This is a genomic window from Actinomycetes bacterium, assembly GCA_024222295.1.
In the GTDB taxonomy this organism is placed as follows: domain Bacteria; phylum Actinomycetota; class Acidimicrobiia; order Acidimicrobiales; family Microtrichaceae; genus JAAEPF01.
The window spans coordinates 332,541-350,348 of the sequence record JAAEPF010000023.1; the positions used below are offsets into that span (position 1 = coordinate 332,541).

The following is a 17,808-nucleotide window of genomic DNA, read 5'->3' on the forward strand; positions in this document are numbered from 1 at the left end:
CGATCCGGGGAACACCGCAGCGATGGCCGACAACACCGACTCCGCAACCGATGGCTCCGCCACCATCAACGAACGTGCCCCCGAGGGCGACCGCTCCTACGCCGCCGTCGCCGACCGGCTGTCGATGCCGCTCGACGAGGCGATGCTCACGCAGCGCGCCGTGCGCAGGGTGCTGCCGGACGACGTCGATGACGACATCGTGCTGCGCTGCATCGAACTGGCGCTGAAGGCGCCGACCGGTTCCAACGGCCAGAACTGGGAGTTCCTGGTCGTGAAGGACCGTGCCACGAAAGCCGCCTTCGCGGAGCAGTACCGCCGTGCCTGGAAGCTCTACGGAGGGCTCGGCGAGAAGGTGGTGGCCAGGGATGCCGACATGGCGAAGATCCTGCGCGCCGTGCAGTGGCAGGTCGACAACTTCGAGGACATCCCCGTGATTGTGGTGCCGTGCCTCGTGGGCCCCATGCGCCTCGCTCCGATCCATCTGTCCCAGTCCAGCCACTACGGCTCGGTGTACCCGAGCGTGCAGAACCTTCTGCTGGCCGCTCGCGCGATGGGGCTGGGCGCCTCGCTGATCACCTTGCCCCTCTGGGGCCTGACCAAGGCCCGAAAGCTCCTCGGGCTCCCGTTCAACACCCAGCCGGTGTGCATGGTGCCGCTCGGTTGGCCACGCGGCCGCTACGGCCCCACCACGCGCAAGCCGGTCGGCGAGGTCGTACACCTGGACCGCTTCGGCAACAGGGCCTGGCAGGGTCACGAGCCGGGCTGACGGACACCCATGCACCTGGCGGTCTACACGGACGCAGATGAGCGCGGCGGCGCGGAGTCGGCGATGGGCAACTTCATCGAGCGGTTCTCCGACGACATGGCAGTGACCGTCCTCGGTCCCGATGAGGCAGTGGTTCGCTGGCTCGCCTCCAGGCGCCCCGGCGCGCGCTACAGCGTCCTTCCACCAGTGCGCGACCGAAGAGACGTCGTGGGGATGTGGCAGACGCGCAAGGCGTTCCGTGCGCTCGACGCCGACATCATCCACTTCAATCTGTCGTCGATGTCATCGTGCCAGTGGGCGATCGTGGCCGCGATGTCGATCCCCGGCCAGCGTTACGTGGTCATGGAGCATTCTCCGGTGGGTACCTGGTCTGCGATGTCCCAGCGTCTCAAACTGGTCACCTCCCGTCGTGCGGCCGCGCATGTGACCGTGGGTCACCGCGCGGCCGAGCTGATCGAGCTGCTGGGTGATCTGCCGCCCGGGTCGCTCCGGGTCATCCATTCGGGCGTCCCGGTGGTCGAGCTTGACCCTCCGCCACGGTCGACGGAGGACTTCACGGTCGGCATGCTCAGCCGGCACGACCCGGTGAAGGGGATCGACCTGGCGATCCGCATGGTGGGCCAACTCGGCGACGGCTACCGACTGGTGGTTATCGGCGAGGGCTGGGAGACCGCCAACCTCGAAGCGCTGATCGAGGATCTCGAAGTAGGAGACCGGGTCGAGCTGCGACCCTTCTCAGAGGGTGCGCGCGACCTGTATCCGACCTTCGACGTGTACCTGCTGCCCTCACGACTGGAGGCGTTTCCGGTGACCATCCAGGAAGCCATGCAGGCAGGTGTACCCGTTGTTGCCACCGAGGTGGGCAGCGTGCGCGAGGCGATCGACGACGGCGAGACGGGTTTCGTGGTGCCCGTGGAGGACGTCGACGCGCTCGCCGACGCCGTTCGCCGGCTGCACGACGAACCCGAGCTGCGCCGGCGCATGGGCGTCCGAGCCGCAGAGATCGGGCTGGAGCGTTTCGACATGGCCGCAGGCGTCGCCGCCTGGGAGGCTCTGTACCGCGAGGTTCTCGAGTCCTGACCTGCCAGTGAGGTGCGGGGTGGTGGCTCAGCCGACCTCGACAGAGCCGCTCGCAGTGGCGATGCGTTCGATGCCCTCGCCGTCAGCCGGAGAGCAGCCATCGCCGAATCCGGACACGATCTCCACGGTCACGTCGTAGGTGCCGTTCGGCAGTGTGTCACCGGGCAGGATCGTGAACTCGCTGCTTGCATCCAGCGTGGAGGCCCCGCCTTGCTGTTCACGCACCGCGATCGCGGCGCATCCGATCCGTGGGTCACCCGGCGAGCTGAGTCGGAGCTCGCTGTCACCGGCGATGGTGGGGTCGACGCAGCCGAACGCCTCCAGGTTGGCAGGCCCGTCCAGGGTGACCAGCGCGCAATGGCGCGTGTCCGACTCACTCGACACCGGGGTCGACGGATCGGCCACCTGAAGGGCCAGCACCCCGTCGCCTGTTTCCCTGAGCACTACGTCGAAGTCGCCCGCCGTGCTGTCGTGAACAACGTTGTCCGGATCGTCGTCGGCAATGTCGACCCCGCCGGCCACATCAGGCTCGTCGGCGGTCTCGGTGTTGCTTGCGGCCGAGACCGACACGATCACCACTGCTGCGATTAGGCCCACCGCCACTGCTGCGATGGCGAGCGCCGCCCGTCCACGGAGTAGGCCGGGAGCAACGGGCGGTCCAGTTTGCTCGTCCACCATGGACAGCGCTTCGTCGTCTTTGGTGGGCCTGTCTGAGGCCACGGTGACCCCCTGGTGTCACGTTACCGAGACGATACCCACCATCGCGCCCGTGGGTACGATTCGCCCGATGTCGGTGCTGGATGCTGCCTACTGGGTGACGTGCCTCGTGCTTGTCGTGTCGGGTGTGGCGAAGCTGGCAGACCCGCGCGCGACGCAGGCCACGATGCTTGCGCTCGAACTGCCCTTGCCCAACGCGGGTGCTCGTGTGCTCGCCGTGGTCGAGGTGTTGCTGGGAGCCGCAGGACTGATGGCGGTCGGACCGGTGGCACGCGCGGTCGCGGCGCTGGTGGCGGCCACCTTCGCCGCATTCGCGCTCGTCGTGCTGGCCGCCCGGCGAAGGGGCCTCGATGACTGCGGCTGCATCGGGGTGCGCCCGAGCGCACCGAGCGTCGGCCACGCAGTCATGAACCTGGTGTTGGGCGCCGTGGCAGCAGCCGCTGCACTGGCCGGCCCGGTGGACCTGGCAGGTGGGCTCGGGGCACTCCACAGTGCTGTGGCCGTGCTGGTGGGAGCCGGCGTGGCCGCGGGCGCCGGACTGGTGGTGGCTCGCCTCTAGCCCCGTGTGTGCCGTCTATGGTCGCGGCGTGGATGTGCTCGTAGCCGAAGGACTTCACCGGTCATTCGGGGAGCGCCGGGCGGTCGATGACGTCAGCTTCGTGATCGAGGCAGGCGAGACCTATGGCTTGCTCGGCCCCAACGGTGCGGGCAAGACCACCACCATCTCGATGGCGTGTGGTCTCCTGGCTCCGGACTCGGGCACGGTCACGGTGCTCGGTGAGCCCATGAGGACTGACCGCTGTGTGGCCAAGTCACACCTGGGCCTGGTGCCACAGGAGCTGGCGCTCTACGGCGACCTGTCGGGAAGGGAGAACCTCGACTTCTTCGGCCGGCTCCAGGGATTGTCCTCAGAGCACCTTGGTAAGCGGGTCGATGAGGTGCTGGAGCTGATCGGGTTGACCGATCGTGCCGGTGAGCGGGTCGAGGCCTATTCGGGAGGCATGAAGCGGCGCTGCAACATCGGCGCAGCCCTGTTGCACCAACCCGATGTGCTGATCCTCGATGAGCCGACCGTCGGTGTCGACCCACAGTCGCGCAACGCCATTCTCACCGGCATTGCCGAATTGCAGTCCTCAGGCATGGCTGTGCTCTACACGACCCACTACATGGAGGAAGCCGAGCGGCTCTGTGACCGCATCGGAATCATGGACGAAGGGTGCCTGGTGGCCGAGGGAACTGCATCAGAGCTGGTTGCCCTGGTGGGCGAACACCCGGTGGTGCGCATCTCGGGCGACGGTGACCTGGCGGGGCTCGGCGACTCGGTCGAGGCACTGCCCGGAGTCGTCGCTGTGACCCCATGTGACGACCGGGTGGACGTGGTGGTGCAGTCGGCCGGAAGCGTGCTTGGTGAGGTGCTGCGCAAGGCCGACGATGCAGGCGTGAGGGTGGGCGGCGTGGCGGTCGAGGAACCCGACCTCGAGGACGTCTTCCTGCATCTCACGGGCAAGGCCCTTAGGGACTGACGGATGCCGGCGACGCTCACGCTCGCGCGCAATGGCGTGCGCCGCGGACTGCGCAACCGTTCGGTGTTGCTGCTCGGCATCGTCGGACCCCTGGCCCTTGGGTTCGTGCTCGCACTGGCGTTCGGTGGGAGTGGGCCGACCATCAAGGTGGCCCTGGTCGACCTCGACGGGTCCGATCTGTCAGCGGGCATAGCCAGTGGTCTCTCCGACGGCCTGGCAGGGAGTCCTATCGAGATGGAGCTGATCGACGCTCCAGAAGACGGGGACCTGTCAGGGCTCGAGAAGATGGTGGAGGACGGCGCCCAGGGCGCGGTCATGGTCATCCCGCCTGGATACGGCGACTCCGTGGTGGGGGTTCCGGAATCGTTGGTCGTGCTCGCCGCCGGTGACAACGCCATCGCCGGTTCGGTCGCCGAGGGGCTTGCGGACTCGGTTGCAGGGACCACCGACCTGCAACGTGCGGTGGCGATCGCGCTGGACCGAGCCGGTCTCGACCCCGGCGCTGCGCTGGGTGGCGACCCGGTCGAGCCGGTCGTGTCCGTGCGCGAGGCCGAGTTCTCCGAGTCGTTCGATGCGCCGACCTACTTCGGCCCGTTCGCGGTGTTCCTGTTCCTGGGGCTGGGGGTCACGGCCCGCTCGCTGCTGCGCGACGAATCCGACGGGATCCTCGACCGGGTGCGCGCATCGCCGGTGTCGATGCGCGAGGTGGTCGGGGGAGCGGCAACGACTGTGATGGTTCAGGGAGCACTCGCCGCGGTGGCTGTGGTCGGCGTCTCCACGTTGGCGTTCGGTGCCTACTGGGGAGATCCCGTCAACGTGGTGGTCGTCGTGTCGGTCTTCATCGTGTCGGTCGCAGGGATGCTCGGGATAGTCGTCGGAGTTGCTTCCAGCGAACTCCAGGCCGAGTCGTGGACGAACGTCCTGGCGTTCAGCTTCGCGATCATCGGAGGATCGTTCTTCGGAGGCGCGCTGTTGCCGGGAGTATTGGGTGTGATCGGCACCATGACGCCCAACGGGGCGGCGATGCGGGCGCTGATCGAGCTCGGTCCGGGCGGCCAGAGCCTCGGCGACGTGTGGTATCTGCTCGCGTGGATGCTGGTGATCGGAATCGGTGGGATGCTGCTGGGTGGGCGGCTGCTGCGGAGGCGGCTGAGGTGAGCGTGCAGGTCGAGGAACCGTCCGAGACTGCCCGCAGAGGGTCTGTTCCGAGCAGGGCGCGGGTTGTGCGGGTGGTCGTTGCCAACGACCTTCGCCGGCTGTCGAGGGACCGGCTGGCGCTGTTCTTCGTGGCCGTGCTGCCGTTCGTCCTGATCGTCGCGATCGGGTCGTTCATTCCGTCCGATGATGTCGACGTGATCCTGGCGGTTGTGGACAACGACCGCACCGAGGCGTCACAACGGTTGCTCTCTGCGCTCGGCGACACCGACGGGTTCGCGCTCCGCGATGGCGGCGACCGTCGCGAGGCCGAACGCGACGTGCGGATCGACGAGGTCAGCGCCGCCATCGTTGTCCCGGCGGGTTTTGCCGAGGCGCTCGAGGCGGGTGGCGCAGACGTGGAGTTGTTGTTGGAGCCGACCAGCTCCACTTCGACCCTGGTCCGTTCCGCGGTGTCGGAGGCCATCGACGCCCAGGCGGCGCGCCTCACCGTGGAGCGCGAACTCGAGGCTGCTGGCTCAGAGGGAGCCGATGAGCTCGCCGGCGACGTGGTGGATGGTCTCTCCCCATCGGAGGTCGACTACCGGATCGTCGGCGCCGAGTCAGGGGGATCCAACTATGCGTTCACCGCCGGCGGCCAGATGATCCTGTTCATGTTCATCAACTCGCTCACCGCCGGTGCGGGCTTCATCGAGATGCGCCGCCAGGGGATCCTCGGCCGCGCCGTCGCAGGCCCGGTCAGCGCGAGTGACATGTTGCTGGGGATGGGCGCCAGCAGGTTCCTGGTGGCCTCGACCCTTGCCGTGGTGATCACGGTCATGGCCGTGCTCGCGTACGGGGTGGACTGGGGGAGCCTCTGGGTGATGGGCATCGTGATCGTGATGTTCGGCATCGTCTCCGCTGCGGCCAGCACGCTGATCGGAGCGCTGCTGAGCCAACCCGACGCGGCTGTGAGCGTCGGCGTGCCGCTGGGGATCGGAATGGCCGCGCTCGGCGGCTGCATGTTTCCGTTGTTTCTGGCACCGACCGGCATGCAGGTGGTCGCGAAGATCCTCACTCCACACGCGTGGGCGGTCGACGCGATCCTGTCGTCGGCCTACGACGGTGACGGTGTGGCAGACCTGTGGCCCAACTTCGCCATGCTGGCGCTGTGGGCCGTGGTGCTGCTCTCGCTGGCCTGGGTGTTCGCCGGCCGTTCTGTTCGCGCTGGATCACGCTGAGCGTGATCCAGCAACAACGAAACCGCCGGGCAGGGCTCTAGAGGTTGCCGAAGTCGATCACGAGCAGAGCCAGGAGAAGCCCGATGACCGAGAGGTTGATCACGGTGATCGGCCACTTCCAGCGGTGATCCGCTATCCAGAAGCGCCTGATCGAGGCGATGTTGAAGCTGATGGCCACAACGCCGATCACGATGCCTATCCACGGGCCCACACCCCCGGCGACTCCCAGCGCCGGCAGCACCCACGGGAAGATCACGTACGCGAGCACGCAGCGGATGCCGGAGATGACCACCGACTGGCTGAAGACGCGGGTGGCGGTTTCCTCAGATGCGGCTTCCTGCGCCTCGGCCGTTTGACCGGCGGCGGGGGCAGGGGACGGGTTCGCGAGGGGCGTGTCGGTCATGACCCCACCAGTTTCGCGTCTGGCGGACCGCAATGGGTAACGGAACCCCTGAACCGCCGCACCATCACGGTTCCTGGCCGCCGGCGCGGGCCTGCAGTTCGGCTGAGGGCTCGATGTTGAGCAGCGGCGAATCCTCTGACACCCACATCGGCAGCTTGCCGAGTGGGGCTTCGACGGTCAGTTCGACAGGGCCCTCCACGCTCGATTCGCGGTCCCAGAAGTCCACCCAGTCGCCCGGCGGCACCCAAACGGTCCGCTCGCGGGTGCCGGACTCCCACGCCGGGGCCACCAGGAGGTCATCGCCAAGCATCCACTGGTCCCAGCGATCGATCGCTCCGGGCTCGTCGGGCCACATGAACACCAGCGGTCGAGCCATGGGCATGCCCTCGTTGACGGCCTGCTCTGCAGTGGACGCCAGATACGAATTCATGTCGTGGCGCAGCACGATGTAGCCGCGGTAGATGTCCATCAGCTCCTGGCTGAAGGAGCCATCGGGGGGCACGTTCCAAGGGGAGCCGTCTCGGCCGTGGAAACGCATGATCGGACTGGCGAAGCCCACCTCGATCCATCGGGCGTACACATCGGGGTCGAGCCAGCCGTTGTAGCCGCCGATGTCGCTGCCCCAGAACGGGGTGCCCATGAAAGCCGCGCGCTGCACCGAGATGAGCACCGAGCGCAGACCCTTGTCGGTCGAGGGTGACTCCTCGGGCGTGAACTCCACCTCGGGAATCGCGAATCCGTCGCGTCCGTGGGTGTCGCCGCCCCAGCGCATCACGTCGGCATGCGAACCGGTGTAGCCGGCCCGCATGAGCAGGTAACCGTCGTCGGGTCGCTCCGAGTCGATGATGTCGCGGTAGATCTCCGCGTACTCGGTCGGATACCAGTTGTGCACCTGGCGGCCGTTGCGTCCGTCGTGCCAGATGTCGGTCACCTCGCTGGACACGTCGGCCTCGTCGCCACGGTCCATCACGAACCCGTCGATGTAACGACCCTCGTTGCCGTCGAGGAAGTCGATGACATTGTCCCGGTACCACTCGACCGCCTCCGGATTGGTGAAGTCGACCGACACGCCAACGAGCTCCGAGCCGCCGCTCGGGTCGCTGTTGGGTGCCAGGAAGCCGAGCTCGCGCGCTTCTTCACCGAGGCTGCCCATTGCCCAAGGTGCTGTGAATACGTGCATCTTCCAGCCGCGGTCGGAGAACACATCCAGCATGTCCTCGGCGTTGGGGAAGCGCTCCGGGTCGAACTCCCACTCCGCGAACCCGACCGCCCCCGAGGTCCATGGCCGGTCGAATCGGTACAGACCGGCGGGTATCTCGTACTCCTCGTAGATCGAGAGGTCCTCGGCTGCGGTCGCGTTCATCTCGACGCCGTCGATTGCGACCGGCTCTGCGACCGGGTGCTCGTCACGGCCACGCCAGTGCAGGAACACATGGTCGGGCGGCTCCGGTGGCCGTCCGGTCAGGGCGTGGTAGGCGTCGTTGACCTGCTGGTGGCCCGGCCCGGAGAACAGGTGGAAGCTCGCCGCATCCGAATCCGGATCCCACTCGAACTCGATGTCGAGCACTCCGGGCGTCGTCGCCGCCAGGTCGTACACGCCCGGCATGTAACCGTCGACGAGCATGCCGTAGCCGGCGGAGCTCTGGAAGAACGGCGCATATCCGGAGATGGTCGGCTCGATCCACATGTCGATTCGCTCGCCACGCCGGTTGAGGGAGCCGACCGCAGCGGGGAACACCTCGGAGTCGCGGTAGTCCTCCGAGATCCGCTCGGTGAGGCCGTAGATGAGCTCCCCCTCGGGAGAGGCCAAGCTCTCGCCCCACCCGGTCACACCGGTGAGGTCGTCAGGTGTCAGCGACACGTTGACGGTGTCGTTGCGCTGATCGGTCCGTTCAGTCCTGCCTACCGTCACGGTTCCTGTCGAGCCGTCGGTGAAGGCGACCTCGAAGGCTGCGGAGTCGTCGCTCGTCTTCACGGCTGTGGCCGACTCGATCGTGAGCCGCTCGCCGTCGCGCAGGATGAACAGGCCGCCGGACTCGGTGACGAATGGCGAAGGATCCTCGGGGCGCTTCGCCGTGATCAAGAACGGTTCGTCGGTAACCGTGAGCTCCATCTCGCCCGTGTCGATGACCGTCTTGCCTTCACGCTCCTCGATCGACCATTCGATCCGAGGCGACGGCTCCAGCCCTTCGGCTTGCGTGGTGGTCGTGGAACCATCCGAGTTGTCGGTGCAGGCAGCGGCCAGGAGCGCAGCCGCGGCAAGGGCGGCGAGGAACCCGCTCGTCGGGCGGGTAGATCGGTATCGCATGGTGGGCCCCGTGGGGATCGAACCCACGACCGATGGATTAAAAGTCCACTGCTCTACCAACTGAGCTAGAGGCCCGGGACTGCGAGATTATCCGCGAGAAAACGCGCAAGAGAATGGGGGTGGGACCAGCACCCGCCGCTGAGCGTGCCCTGCGGGTGTTGGCGGTCAAGCAGGTCCACGAATCTTGAGCTGGTTCGGCTGTTGCATTCCGCATCGTCTTGGGCAGCCTCGTTCCGCACGTCCCCACTCCGGCTCACCCACGAGATGGGCAAAGTCCGCCGTCACCGCACCGCCTTGAACCCGTCAGCTGCGTTCGAGGCTCCTCGCGAACTGCATGGCTTCCTCGCTTGCCAGGGTGCCGGCAACGACGGCTGCGGTTTCGTGGAGCGCGCACGGGTTGTCGTGAGCGATCGAAACGATGCAGGTCCCGAGCGCGTGGTCCACACCGATCGCAGCGCTGGCACCCGACACCGACACGTTGGCCGTCTCCAGCCCCCGCAGCAACTGTTCGATGAGCACCGGACCGAGTTGGGACGTCACCACGATTCGCTCGCCTCCGGCAGCCCGCTCGCGGTGCAGCCCGCCCCCGATCGGTTCAAGGGAGCCGCCAATGCTCAGTCCTGCGATGTACTCCAGCGGATCCGGCTCACCGACGGTCGGCTTGGCGAGCACCACACGCCGGAACTGGCAAGCCGTCACCTCTGCGCTTGGTCCGGATCCCACCAGAAGGCCTGCTCCCGCGGTGGACTCGACGTGCAACGTCGCCCCCGGAGTGCTGTGGACCAGCGCGGCAGCGATTCGGATCAGTTCTCTGGTGGGTCTCGCCATCCGGCGATGTTAGGCATCCTTAATGTTGTATAGCAAGTGCTCTGACTCATCCCACCACCTCGAGTGACTCGGCGAGGTCGCTGATCTCCTGACCGAGGAGGGGCGTGACTAGCACCCGGAAGCCCAGGGTGCCCTGCAGCCGACCAGCGTCAACCACACCCAGTTAGTGTCTCTGCACCGCCGACCGGGGATGTGCGATGAGTGATTCGAGCGTCAACGATGCCCAGGCCCAGTTCTGGACCGCTGCAGGAACGACCTGGACCGAACAACGTGACAACTTCGACCAGCAGGCAAACGACCATGGCCTTGCTGCCGTGGATGCGCTCGCACCCACCAAGGGGGAGTTCATCATCGACATCGGTTGCGGGGCCGGCACCAGCAGCGTTCAGCTGGCAAAGCGTGTTGGCGACTCCGGCCGGGTGTCCGCTCTTGACATCAGTCCAACCATGATCGAGGGAGCCGAGACGTTCGCGGCCGGCCACGGCATCGACAACATCACTTTCGCAGTTGCCGATGCGATGTTCGATGACATGGGCCCCGATGCCGATTGCGTCTACTCCCGCTTCGGTGTCATGTTCTTCGCGGATGCTACGGCGGGGCTTGCCAACATGCGGCGAGCATTGCGTGACGGTGGCCGCTTGTCGTTCGTGTGCTGGCAGTCGCCGAAGGAGAACCCATGGGCGTCGGTACCCCTGAGCATCGCCTCCAACCACGTAGAGATGCCCTTCGGCACAGATCCCACAGCACCAGGTCCCTTCTCGCTCGGCGATCCAGACCGTCTCAACGCCGTCCTCGACGATGCCGAATGGTCCGATGTCGTACTGACGTCACGACAGGCCGATCTAAACCTCGGCGACGACCTCGACGAAGCGATCGCGTTCATGACCAATCTCATGCCGCCGCTGCAGGCACTGGCCAAGACCCATGCAGAGAAGTTCGCAACGTTTCGGTCTGAGCTCAGCGAAGCGCTTTCGACCTGGACCACGTCAGAGGGTGTGATCTGCCCGTCCGCAACTTGGATCGTCACTGCCAACAAGTGACCCAGACGGTTCGACAAGATCCGCCGACCCCCCCGTGCGATTGTCTACTGTCACGGCGAGAGCGGCCCGTTTGCAGGGACCGATGACCATCGAATAGTTGACACCTTTTCAGCTGTGCGGACGGTCTCGAACGGAGTCCGACATGGGCGCTCGGCGACGACAACCAGCTGGCGGTGGCCTGACCCGCCAAGCCGCCGGTTCCAACAAGCAACCGACTCCGTTCCAGATAGCCGGACCCGACACCCCGAAGGGGGCGCTTTGGCGCGCGCTGGGGCTTGATTTCTTGCAGCTCCAGAGGCCCGGGACTGCGAGATTATCCGCGAGAAAACGCGCAAGAGAATGAGCCGTGGTGAGGGGCTCGTCATCGATGACGGTGCTTGATCTGGCAAATCCGCAAGAGGGGTCGAGGGCTGCGCCTCACGGGCCGTGGCGCTGGGTCGTCTGGTCGCCGTCATTCGTTGTGTCGGTGCCGCGCGGGTAGCCCGGCAATCGCTCCCGGGTGACTCCGAGGAAGCTCCGCAATGGTCTGATCGGGCGGATCACCAGCTCGATGAATGCAATCAGCAGCACGAACGACATTGCGGCCACAACCGTTCCGAGAGCGAGAGGTGAGATGGAGTAGAGATCCCAGAAGATGTCTGCGGTGAAGTCGTTCGCACTTGCCGCCTCCTCGTCGTCCCAGTCGAGGACCATCCGGAGCGTGGCTGCGATTGCGGGCGCGTGGAGCACGTAGAAGGCCACGATGATGCCGAGGCCGTAGGCCAGCGGCTTGCTTCGTTGGTTCCAGAACCGCTGGCCGAGGGGATCTGTTCCCGCCGACGGCGGTTCAGCGGGTGATTGCCGCCACGACCTCGTCGATCACCTGGTCGGCGAGGGCTTCCATCTCTTCGTCGGTGCGGTCCTGGATCGGATGGGGCACGAACACCCGCGCCGCGTCGATGCCGAGGGCCTTGGCCTGCGTGTCGGCCGCGTCGATGAACTCGGAGGAGGCAATGAACATCGAGGGCACTCCTCGCCGTTCCAGATCTGCGATGTCATGCAAACTGCACGACGTGCAGCTGCCTCAATCGGCGAGCGCCTCGATCACGGCCTCGCACTGCTGGGCGATGTCGCGGCGCAGATCGTCGGGGGCCGGCTTGGTGAACGTCGGCTTGGAGAAGCGCAGGACCTTCGCCCCGCGATCCACGAGGTGACCCTCGATGCGGTCCAGAAGGACGTTGCCGCGGGCCTTTGTGATGTCGAGCAGGCCCACCGTGCGGCCACTCAGTGACGGCAATCGATCTGACAGTGGCCGATCGGCAGGATTCAGTTCACCTGTGGGGTCCAGGATCACGTTCACTGTCCGACCTCCCTGGTCACTGGTTCGCTGCCGGTCTGTCCCGACACCCAGCCCCCGATGATGCCAGAGAACATGCCCGCTCCGCCGCCGGCGTGCACGATGAGCAGGCCGGCGGGTCGGAACTTCGGCAGGTCCGCACCCGCGAATTCCGGTGGCATCCCCTCGGCGATTCCATCGGCCCCCCGAGCCAGTTCGGCTCCGCTGATCGAGAGCAGTGAGTCAAGCTCCTCGCGCAGGCGGGCCTTGCTCCACCCGGCCTCTGCGAATACGCGGGCGTGCTCGGGCGAAATGACGAGAACAGCGTCGAAAGCGATCGCCAGTTTGGGGTGACCCACCGACCGCAGGCACGCGGCGAAGCTGCGGGCCAGCGACTCGGGCTCGCGCGAGATCTGGTCGACGATGCCTTGCACGCCGGTGCCTGCGAACAGGGTGACGGCCGAGGTGTCCGGGTCGATGCCCCGCTCGACGGAAAGGGGCTCCCAAGGAGAGCCTTCCTCGTCCTCCGCGAAGCAGAACGTGAGCTTGCCCGGGTTGCCCATCGCGGCCCGGTCGATACCTCCGGGCAGTCCGCCGCCCACGTTTCGGATGGTCAACTGCAGCGCCCGCCCGATCGTGGCATTGGCGCGGTTGCCCTGGCCGAGCGCGTTGATGCCGCTGTTCATGTCGAGTTCCCTGCGAGCGGGGCCGTTGACCACCACGACCGGGCCGGCGAAGTATGTCGTTGCCAGCAAGCCGTGCATGTTGAAGTCGCTGGTGCACGCTGCTTCGAGCGCGGCCAGCACAACCGGCATGTACTCGGGCCGACACCCGGCCATGACGGCGTTGATGGCGATCTTCTCGACCGTGCAGTCCACGAGGTCGGGCGGTGCCTGCACGACGACGTCGGAGGGGTTGCGTTCGGTTCCGTCGAGCATGGCGAGAACGCGTTCGGGGGTCGGCGGTACCAGCGGCAGGCCATCTGACCAACCCCGGTCGTAAAGGGCCTCGATGGGGTCCTCGAGCTCCGCTATCTCTACCCGACGGCTGGCGAGACGGTCCCCTTCGTGGCGGACCCTCAGCTCGCCGACACGGGTCGGGTCGACCGACATCGACCCACAGCCGGGCCGGAACTCGGGAAGGTCCGCTCCCAGAACCGACAACCCCGTGAACGACTCCCATTCCGGACGGCTCCATCCCGCGATCCGGCCTTCCTCGACCCCGTCGACGAACTTGATCAGGGTCGGCACGGTCTCGATGCCGAGCAGGTACGAGTTGTCGAGGTCGGTGTCATCGAGCACGCCGTCGACCGAGCCTGGGAACAACGGATCGTCCTGGCTCAGCGTGACCAACGAACGCGAACCGGAGATCTCACCGAGAACCGGTTCGACCATCACACAGGTCGGGCAGTCACGCTTCACCACGGCCACGAACCCGTCCCGGATCAGCTCCGGGTTTGTAGACAAGGTGTTCACCGGCGTGATGCTAACGGCCGTTCTGGTCGCCGCAGTGCGTGCCCGTCCGACCTCGGGCGCGTCTTCCTTGCTTGCCTGCGCGGCAAGTCGTGGACCCTTCACCGTCCGTACCCACCAACCTCTCGAGTTGGCAGGTGGCCAAGCCCGCCTATTGATTGTGGTGGCAACAAATAGAATGGGGTTTGGAGGGGGGCATCCCCCGGCTCCCCTCCGACGAGCAAGGGAGGCGTGTCATGAGACGAACTATCAGATCGACAGTCCTTCTGGCGTTGCTGGCCACTGGGGCCCTGTTTGCCGCGGCCTGCCAACCGGTCAGTTGGCCCCCTGACGTCGGGGAGGTCAACCCGACCGGTGTGCTCGACTCCGTGTCGGGAGGCGAGGGAAAGGTCCGGGTCACGGGATGGGTCACCGAGTTCGCGAACTTCGGAGTCGACTGGCCGCCTACGAAGGTGGTGCTGATGATCAACGGTGAGTGGGTCGCGCAGGTGTTCGTCGCCAACGCAGCCAGGCCTGACGTCACCGCTGCCCTGTACGCGCTGAGCCTGGACGGTTACGTGCACCCGGGTCATCCCTATGGCTTCGACATCACGGTGCCGGTCGAGGCCGGCGAGGTGACCGTCTGCGTCGTGGCACTCAATCAGTTCCGCGACGAGATCAACACCAGAGACGAACACGTGCTGCTCGGGTGCGGGAAGGTCACGGTGACGTAGCGGCCTGTCGGCACGCACATCGCGGAGGTGCATGGCATGGAGGTCGGTCACCTCACCTTGGTGCCGGCAGGTCAGGCCTGGACGCCCACCACCGGCTCCGGTTCGACGATCACGAACCCGCCAGGGGAATACTCGAGCTGGAAGGCCTCACCTGATCCGCGGCCGATCAGAGCACCGGCACTCATGGTCGAACGGACGGTCACCTTCAGGTGCGCAGACCACGCAACTGCAGCGTTGGGGTCGACGAGGGTGCGGGCCTCGGTGGTGTCGAGCACCAGTGGCCAGTCCGTGGCGAGGATCAACGTGCCCGGGCCGGTCAGCCGCACGTTGAACAAGCCGCCGGCCACCATCGCGCCTGCGCCCGCCTTGATGACCTCGATGTCCCAGGTCATCGTCGCATCGAAGCCGAGAAGCGACCGTGAGTTGATCGACATCGCCTCGCCCTCACCCAGTGAGAGGAAGTGCAGCTTCTCCCCGCCATGGGACACGAACAGTTCGCCAGCCCCCTCGCAGCGCATCAGCTTGATCCCCTCACTCGTCGCCATGGCCTTCAGCTTGCGCTTCACGCCGGTGGACTCGTACGAGAACGACACATCCCCCTGGTAGGCGATCATCGCTCCGCGCCTCACCAACAGGGGGGTGGCCGCGAGCCCTGTCACCTTGGCGACGGCGCGGTTCTGTGTGGTGAACCGGCCCGAGGTCTCGGTCTCCTGGTTGTCCTTGAATAGCGACGACGTCCTGATCGACTCGGGCAGAGTGGAGCTGCCGGCAGCCGATGCGCCTGGCGTTTGGCCGGTCTGGGAAGCCGCATCCGGGGTTCCTGACACGGAGACACCGTCGCCGGCAGCTGCGTGGGTGTGCTCAGTCCACTGGTTGCCATCCCACCAGCGCAGCATCGACGGATCGTTGGGGTCGGGGTACCAGTTGGGCTCCATGGCCCAAGTCAACCAGCGATGCGAGGATTCACAACCTGTTGGGCTGGCGACCATTCGTTCCGGCACGCACCCGGGCCATCTCGAAAGTCGTGCGCGGGCGTTCGCCGAACAACTCCCGGTAGTACCGCGCGAAGTTGCCGGCGTGGTGGAAGCCCTGCCCCTGCGCCGCTTCGGCGACCGGTGTGAGGTTGCGCAGTATGTCCACGCGCGCCCGGTTGAGTCGCTTGATGGTCATCCACCGCGAGGGCGATATCTCGAGCACGTCGCTGAACGCCTTGTAGAGAGTCGACCTGGACACGCCCAGGGCTTCCCAGACCGCCTCAGCTGACGTCGGCTCGTGGTCGTTGATGAAGAACAGCGCCTGTTCCACCAACTCGGCTGTTGCCTGGCCTTCGCGCTTGGGATGCCCCTGCAGCAGCAACCGCTCGACCATCTCGCGTAGTTCTGCCGAGTCGACTTCGACCCTGGCTGTCTGCGAGGCGTCCAACCGGTCAACACACCACTGGCGGATCTCGTCGAGCGTGTCGAGGTTGCACTCGAGGATCTCGCGCCCGGGTACGGCGCCGAGACCGATCTTCGCGGTGGAGGTCTCGGTGATCACGATCTCGTCGGTGTGGCCGCGGACCAGGGTGAACCCACGCGCCCCTTTCGGGCACACCACGGCGTCGGAATTGGTAATCGGGAATCCGCCCGCCACCGGGACGCAATCGAGGATGCAGGGCAAGCTCAGGCTTCCCTGGGCGGTCACAGTCCACTCCGTGACCACGTTGGCCGTACGGCGGACGCGCCCGATCGTGAAGTCGGGATGCGCAGCCCAGGTCCACAGCTCGCGAGGCTCGTCGGGTCCGAGCATGCTGACCTCGGAATCGCGGTTGTCGACGTCCTCGTGGGCGATAGCGCTCTGCACCAGATAGCTGCCCATGATCGAGACGGTAGTTGCGGCATCTACGGTTTGGCTGTCGCCTCCGTTGAGGTCGCGCCGCACGCCCGGCAGGGCGGCACTACCCTCCGGGACCATGACCGCATATGACGTGGACCTGAAGGCGCTCGATGGCTCGGCCGATGTGATGGCCAACGCGAGAGGCAAGGTGACGTTGCTCGTCAACGTCGCCTCGAAGTGCGGGCTCACGCCGCAGTACGAGCAGCTCGAGCAGCTCCAGAAGGACTTCGGCGGCGACAAGTTCACCGTGCTCGGCGTGCCGTGCAACCAGTTCCTGGAACAGGAGCCCGGCTCCGCCGACGAGATCGCCACCTTCTGTTCCACCACCTACGGAGTCACCTTCCCGCTGAGCGAGAAGGTAGAGGTCAACGGCGAAGGCCGTCACGCGCTCTACGAGCAGCTGGTGGACACAGCCGACGCCGAGGGCCACACCGGCGACATCAGGTGGAACTTCGAGAAGTTCCTGATCGGCTCTGACGGCAGCGTCATCACACGCTTCGACCCGACCACTGTGCCCGACGATCCGTCCGTGGTTTCCGCGATCGAGGCCGCCATCGACTGAGGCGCTCCGTCGCGAGCGTCGGTCGTCCCGGCCGACGGACCCTCAACCGAGCAACGGCCTACGCGGCGTTCACGTGAAGGGCCGACAGCACTGCGGTGCGACAGTCCCAACCCGAGTCGAGATAGGAGCGTGCCGCTGCGCGCTCGAAGCGATCGACCAGGCGCTTCCAGTCGTGCTCCCCCGGGCGCTCGTCTCCCTGGCTCGTGGCCAGCAGGGCGGCAACGCGCTGGCGCTCGAGCAGGCTGTGTCGTGTCTCGCTGTACCACCGCTGGCTGCGACGGGGTTCGGTGGTGCACAGATGGTCAGCGACCACGGCTGACATGACGGCCGCGCCGATGAAGGTGAGCCCGCTTCGGTCGATCAGCGCGGCGGCCTCGCGGCTGGCCTCGTCGCCTCCCGTCACCGGCGACACGTCGGGGAGGCACTGTTGCACTGCCCAGCGCGCGGCGAAGGTGAATCCGCACGACAGGTGGATCGCGCCGATGAGGGTCTCGATGACGTCACCGGTGGGCGCCGAGGTGAGTTGGTCGAATGACTTGTCCTTGAGTGCCCGCAGGGCGTCGTTGGACACGGCCTTGAGCAGCGTGGGTCTCTTGCGTCCGGCCGCCTCGCCGGATGCGAAGACAGCCAGGCCGAGCACTGCGTCGCCAAGGAACTCGAGTCGGCTGAACCCGCGCACCGAGGGGTCGAGCGCGGCGCGCACCAGGTCGCGGTCCGCGCCCTGCGGGAGCACGGCCATCGCTGCCTCGAGGTCGGTCCTGATCGCCAACGCATTCCTCCGTGCCCGGCCGGCTGCCATTGTTATCACCGTTGGGCAACCCGCCTGATGGA

The 17,808-nt window shown here is 66.4% G+C and carries 19 protein-coding genes and 1 tRNA gene; 9 read left to right on the plus strand and 11 right to left on the minus strand.

Annotated elements, in window-relative coordinates:
• Positions 1-124: 124 nt before the first annotated feature.
• Both GY812_07420 and GY812_07425 read left to right on the plus strand, forming a co-directional pair.
• Complete coding sequence (locus GY812_07420; GenBank protein ID MCP4435309.1) at positions 125-766, plus strand: nitroreductase family protein; 642 nt, start codon at positions 125-127, stop codon at positions 764-766.
• Between the two features lie 9 nt (positions 767-775).
• A complete protein-coding gene (locus GY812_07425; protein MCP4435310.1) occupies positions 776-1,846 on the plus strand; it encodes a glycosyltransferase family 4 protein in 1,071 nt (356 codons plus the stop codon).
• A gap of 27 nt (positions 1,847-1,873) precedes the next feature.
• Here GY812_07425 and GY812_07430 read toward each other — a convergent pair whose 3' ends face one another.
• Positions 1,874-2,566, minus strand: coding sequence for a hypothetical protein (locus tag GY812_07430; GenBank protein MCP4435311.1), 693 nt, complete (start codon positions 2,564-2,566; stop codon positions 1,874-1,876).
• A gap of 49 nt (positions 2,567-2,615) precedes the next feature.
• Here GY812_07430 and GY812_07435 point away from each other — a divergent pair, with 49 nt between their 5' ends.
• The 4 genes from GY812_07435 to GY812_07450 all read left to right on the plus strand — a co-directional run bounded on the left by GY812_07435 (position 2,616) and on the right by GY812_07450 (position 6,461).
• Complete coding sequence (locus GY812_07435) at positions 2,616-3,122, plus strand: hypothetical protein (protein ID MCP4435312.1); 507 nt, start codon at positions 2,616-2,618, stop codon at positions 3,120-3,122.
• A gap of 34 nt (positions 3,123-3,156) precedes the next feature.
• Entirely contained in the window at positions 3,157-4,086 is a 930-nt protein-coding gene (locus GY812_07440; GenBank protein MCP4435313.1) for an ABC transporter ATP-binding protein, read from the plus strand.
• Between the two features lie 3 nt (positions 4,087-4,089).
• A complete protein-coding gene (locus GY812_07445) occupies positions 4,090-5,244 on the plus strand; it encodes an ABC transporter permease (GenBank protein MCP4435314.1) in 1,155 nt (384 codons plus the stop codon).
• Between the two features lie 71 nt (positions 5,245-5,315).
• Complete coding sequence (locus tag GY812_07450) at positions 5,316-6,461, plus strand: ABC transporter permease (GenBank protein MCP4435315.1); 1,146 nt, start codon at positions 5,316-5,318, stop codon at positions 6,459-6,461.
• 37 nt (positions 6,462-6,498) lie between these two features.
• Here the strand turns inward: GY812_07450 and GY812_07455 are convergent, their stop codons facing one another.
• The 4 genes from GY812_07455 to GY812_07470 all read right to left on the minus strand — a co-directional run bounded on the left by GY812_07455 (position 6,499) and on the right by GY812_07470 (position 10,000).
• A complete protein-coding gene (locus GY812_07455) occupies positions 6,499-6,864 on the minus strand; it encodes a hypothetical protein (protein MCP4435316.1) in 366 nt (121 codons plus the stop codon).
• A 64-nt stretch (positions 6,865-6,928) separates the two neighbouring features.
• The gene (locus tag GY812_07460; protein ID MCP4435317.1) at positions 6,929-9,172 is read right to left on the minus strand and encodes a glycoside hydrolase family 31 protein; all 2,244 of its coding nucleotides are present in this window, start codon (positions 9,170-9,172) and stop codon (positions 6,929-6,931) included.
• Positions 9,172-9,247 (minus strand) — tRNA-Lys (locus GY812_07465). The genes GY812_07460 and GY812_07465 overlap by 1 nt, the downstream gene beginning before the upstream one ends.
• 228 nt (positions 9,248-9,475) lie before the next feature.
• Complete coding sequence (locus tag GY812_07470; protein ID MCP4435318.1) at positions 9,476-10,000, minus strand: hypothetical protein; 525 nt, start codon at positions 9,998-10,000, stop codon at positions 9,476-9,478.
• A 197-nt stretch (positions 10,001-10,197) separates the two neighbouring features.
• On the opposite strand from GY812_07470, the gene GY812_07475 reads away from it, so the two are divergent.
• A complete protein-coding gene (locus GY812_07475) occupies positions 10,198-11,040 on the plus strand; it encodes a class I SAM-dependent methyltransferase (GenBank protein ID MCP4435319.1) in 843 nt (280 codons plus the stop codon).
• Between the two features lie 417 nt (positions 11,041-11,457).
• Here GY812_07475 and GY812_07480 read toward each other — a convergent pair whose 3' ends face one another.
• From GY812_07480 to GY812_07490, 3 genes are all read right to left on the minus strand, one after another.
• Positions 11,458-11,781 carry a hypothetical protein gene (locus tag GY812_07480; protein ID MCP4435320.1) on the minus strand — a complete coding sequence of 108 codons (324 nt, stop codon included), beginning with the start codon at positions 11,779-11,781 and terminating at the stop codon, positions 11,458-11,460.
• Between the two features lie 322 nt (positions 11,782-12,103).
• Entirely contained in the window at positions 12,104-12,379 is a 276-nt protein-coding gene (locus tag GY812_07485) for a hypothetical protein (protein ID MCP4435321.1), read from the minus strand.
• Positions 12,376-13,749 carry a thioredoxin gene (locus tag GY812_07490; GenBank protein MCP4435322.1) on the minus strand — a complete coding sequence of 458 codons (1,374 nt, stop codon included), beginning with the start codon at positions 13,747-13,749 and terminating at the stop codon, positions 12,376-12,378. The genes GY812_07485 and GY812_07490 overlap by 4 nt, the downstream gene beginning before the upstream one ends.
• A gap of 314 nt (positions 13,750-14,063) precedes the next feature.
• On the opposite strand from GY812_07490, the gene GY812_07495 reads away from it, so the two are divergent.
• The gene (locus GY812_07495) at positions 14,064-14,540 is read left to right on the plus strand and encodes a hypothetical protein (GenBank protein ID MCP4435323.1); all 477 of its coding nucleotides are present in this window, start codon (positions 14,064-14,066) and stop codon (positions 14,538-14,540) included.
• 71 nt (positions 14,541-14,611) lie between these two features.
• Here GY812_07495 and GY812_07500 read toward each other — a convergent pair whose 3' ends face one another.
• Together GY812_07500 and GY812_07505 are read right to left on the minus strand one after the other, a co-directional pair.
• Positions 14,612-15,487 (minus strand): DUF2510 domain-containing protein, encoded by an 876-nt coding sequence (locus GY812_07500; GenBank protein ID MCP4435324.1) that lies wholly within the window; start codon positions 15,485-15,487, stop codon positions 14,612-14,614.
• Positions 15,488-15,503: 16 nt separating this feature from the next.
• Entirely contained in the window at positions 15,504-16,397 is an 894-nt protein-coding gene (locus GY812_07505) for an AraC family transcriptional regulator (protein MCP4435325.1), read from the minus strand.
• A 94-nt stretch (positions 16,398-16,491) separates the two neighbouring features.
• Between GY812_07505 and GY812_07510 the strand changes: the two genes are divergently transcribed.
• A complete protein-coding gene (locus GY812_07510) occupies positions 16,492-16,977 on the plus strand; it encodes a glutathione peroxidase (protein ID MCP4435326.1) in 486 nt (161 codons plus the stop codon).
• A 58-nt stretch (positions 16,978-17,035) separates the two neighbouring features.
• Here the strand turns inward: GY812_07510 and GY812_07515 are convergent, their stop codons facing one another.
• Positions 17,036-17,746, minus strand: coding sequence for a hypothetical protein (locus tag GY812_07515; GenBank protein ID MCP4435327.1), 711 nt, complete (start codon positions 17,744-17,746; stop codon positions 17,036-17,038).
• Positions 17,747-17,808 lie beyond the last annotated feature (62 nt).

Coding starts and splice junctions, on each gene's coding strand:
- GY812_07505 (MCP4435325.1), bottom strand. CDS start 16,397: ATGGGCAGCTATCTGGTGCAGAGCGCTATCGCCCACGAGGACGTCGAC.
- GY812_07470 (MCP4435318.1), bottom strand. CDS start 10,000: ATGGCGAGACCCACCAGAGAACTGATCCGAATCGCTGCCGCGCTGGTC.
- GY812_07495 (MCP4435323.1), top strand. CDS start 14,064: ATGAGACGAACTATCAGATCGACAGTCCTTCTGGCGTTGCTGGCCACT.
- GY812_07475 (MCP4435319.1), top strand. CDS start 10,198: ATGAGTGATTCGAGCGTCAACGATGCCCAGGCCCAGTTCTGGACCGCT.
- GY812_07510 (MCP4435326.1), top strand. CDS start 16,492: ATGACCGCATATGACGTGGACCTGAAGGCGCTCGATGGCTCGGCCGAT.
- GY812_07425 (MCP4435310.1), top strand. CDS start 776: ATGCACCTGGCGGTCTACACGGACGCAGATGAGCGCGGCGGCGCGGAG.
- GY812_07445 (MCP4435314.1), top strand. CDS start 4,090: ATGCCGGCGACGCTCACGCTCGCGCGCAATGGCGTGCGCCGCGGACTG.
- GY812_07455 (MCP4435316.1), bottom strand. CDS start 6,864: ATGACCGACACGCCCCTCGCGAACCCGTCCCCTGCCCCCGCCGCCGGT.
- GY812_07420 (MCP4435309.1), top strand. CDS start 125: ATGCCGCTCGACGAGGCGATGCTCACGCAGCGCGCCGTGCGCAGGGTG.
- GY812_07460 (MCP4435317.1), bottom strand. CDS start 9,172: ATGCGATACCGATCTACCCGCCCGACGAGCGGGTTCCTCGCCGCCCTT.
- GY812_07490 (MCP4435322.1), bottom strand. CDS start 13,749: ATGGTCGAACCGGTTCTCGGTGAGATCTCCGGTTCGCGTTCGTTGGTC.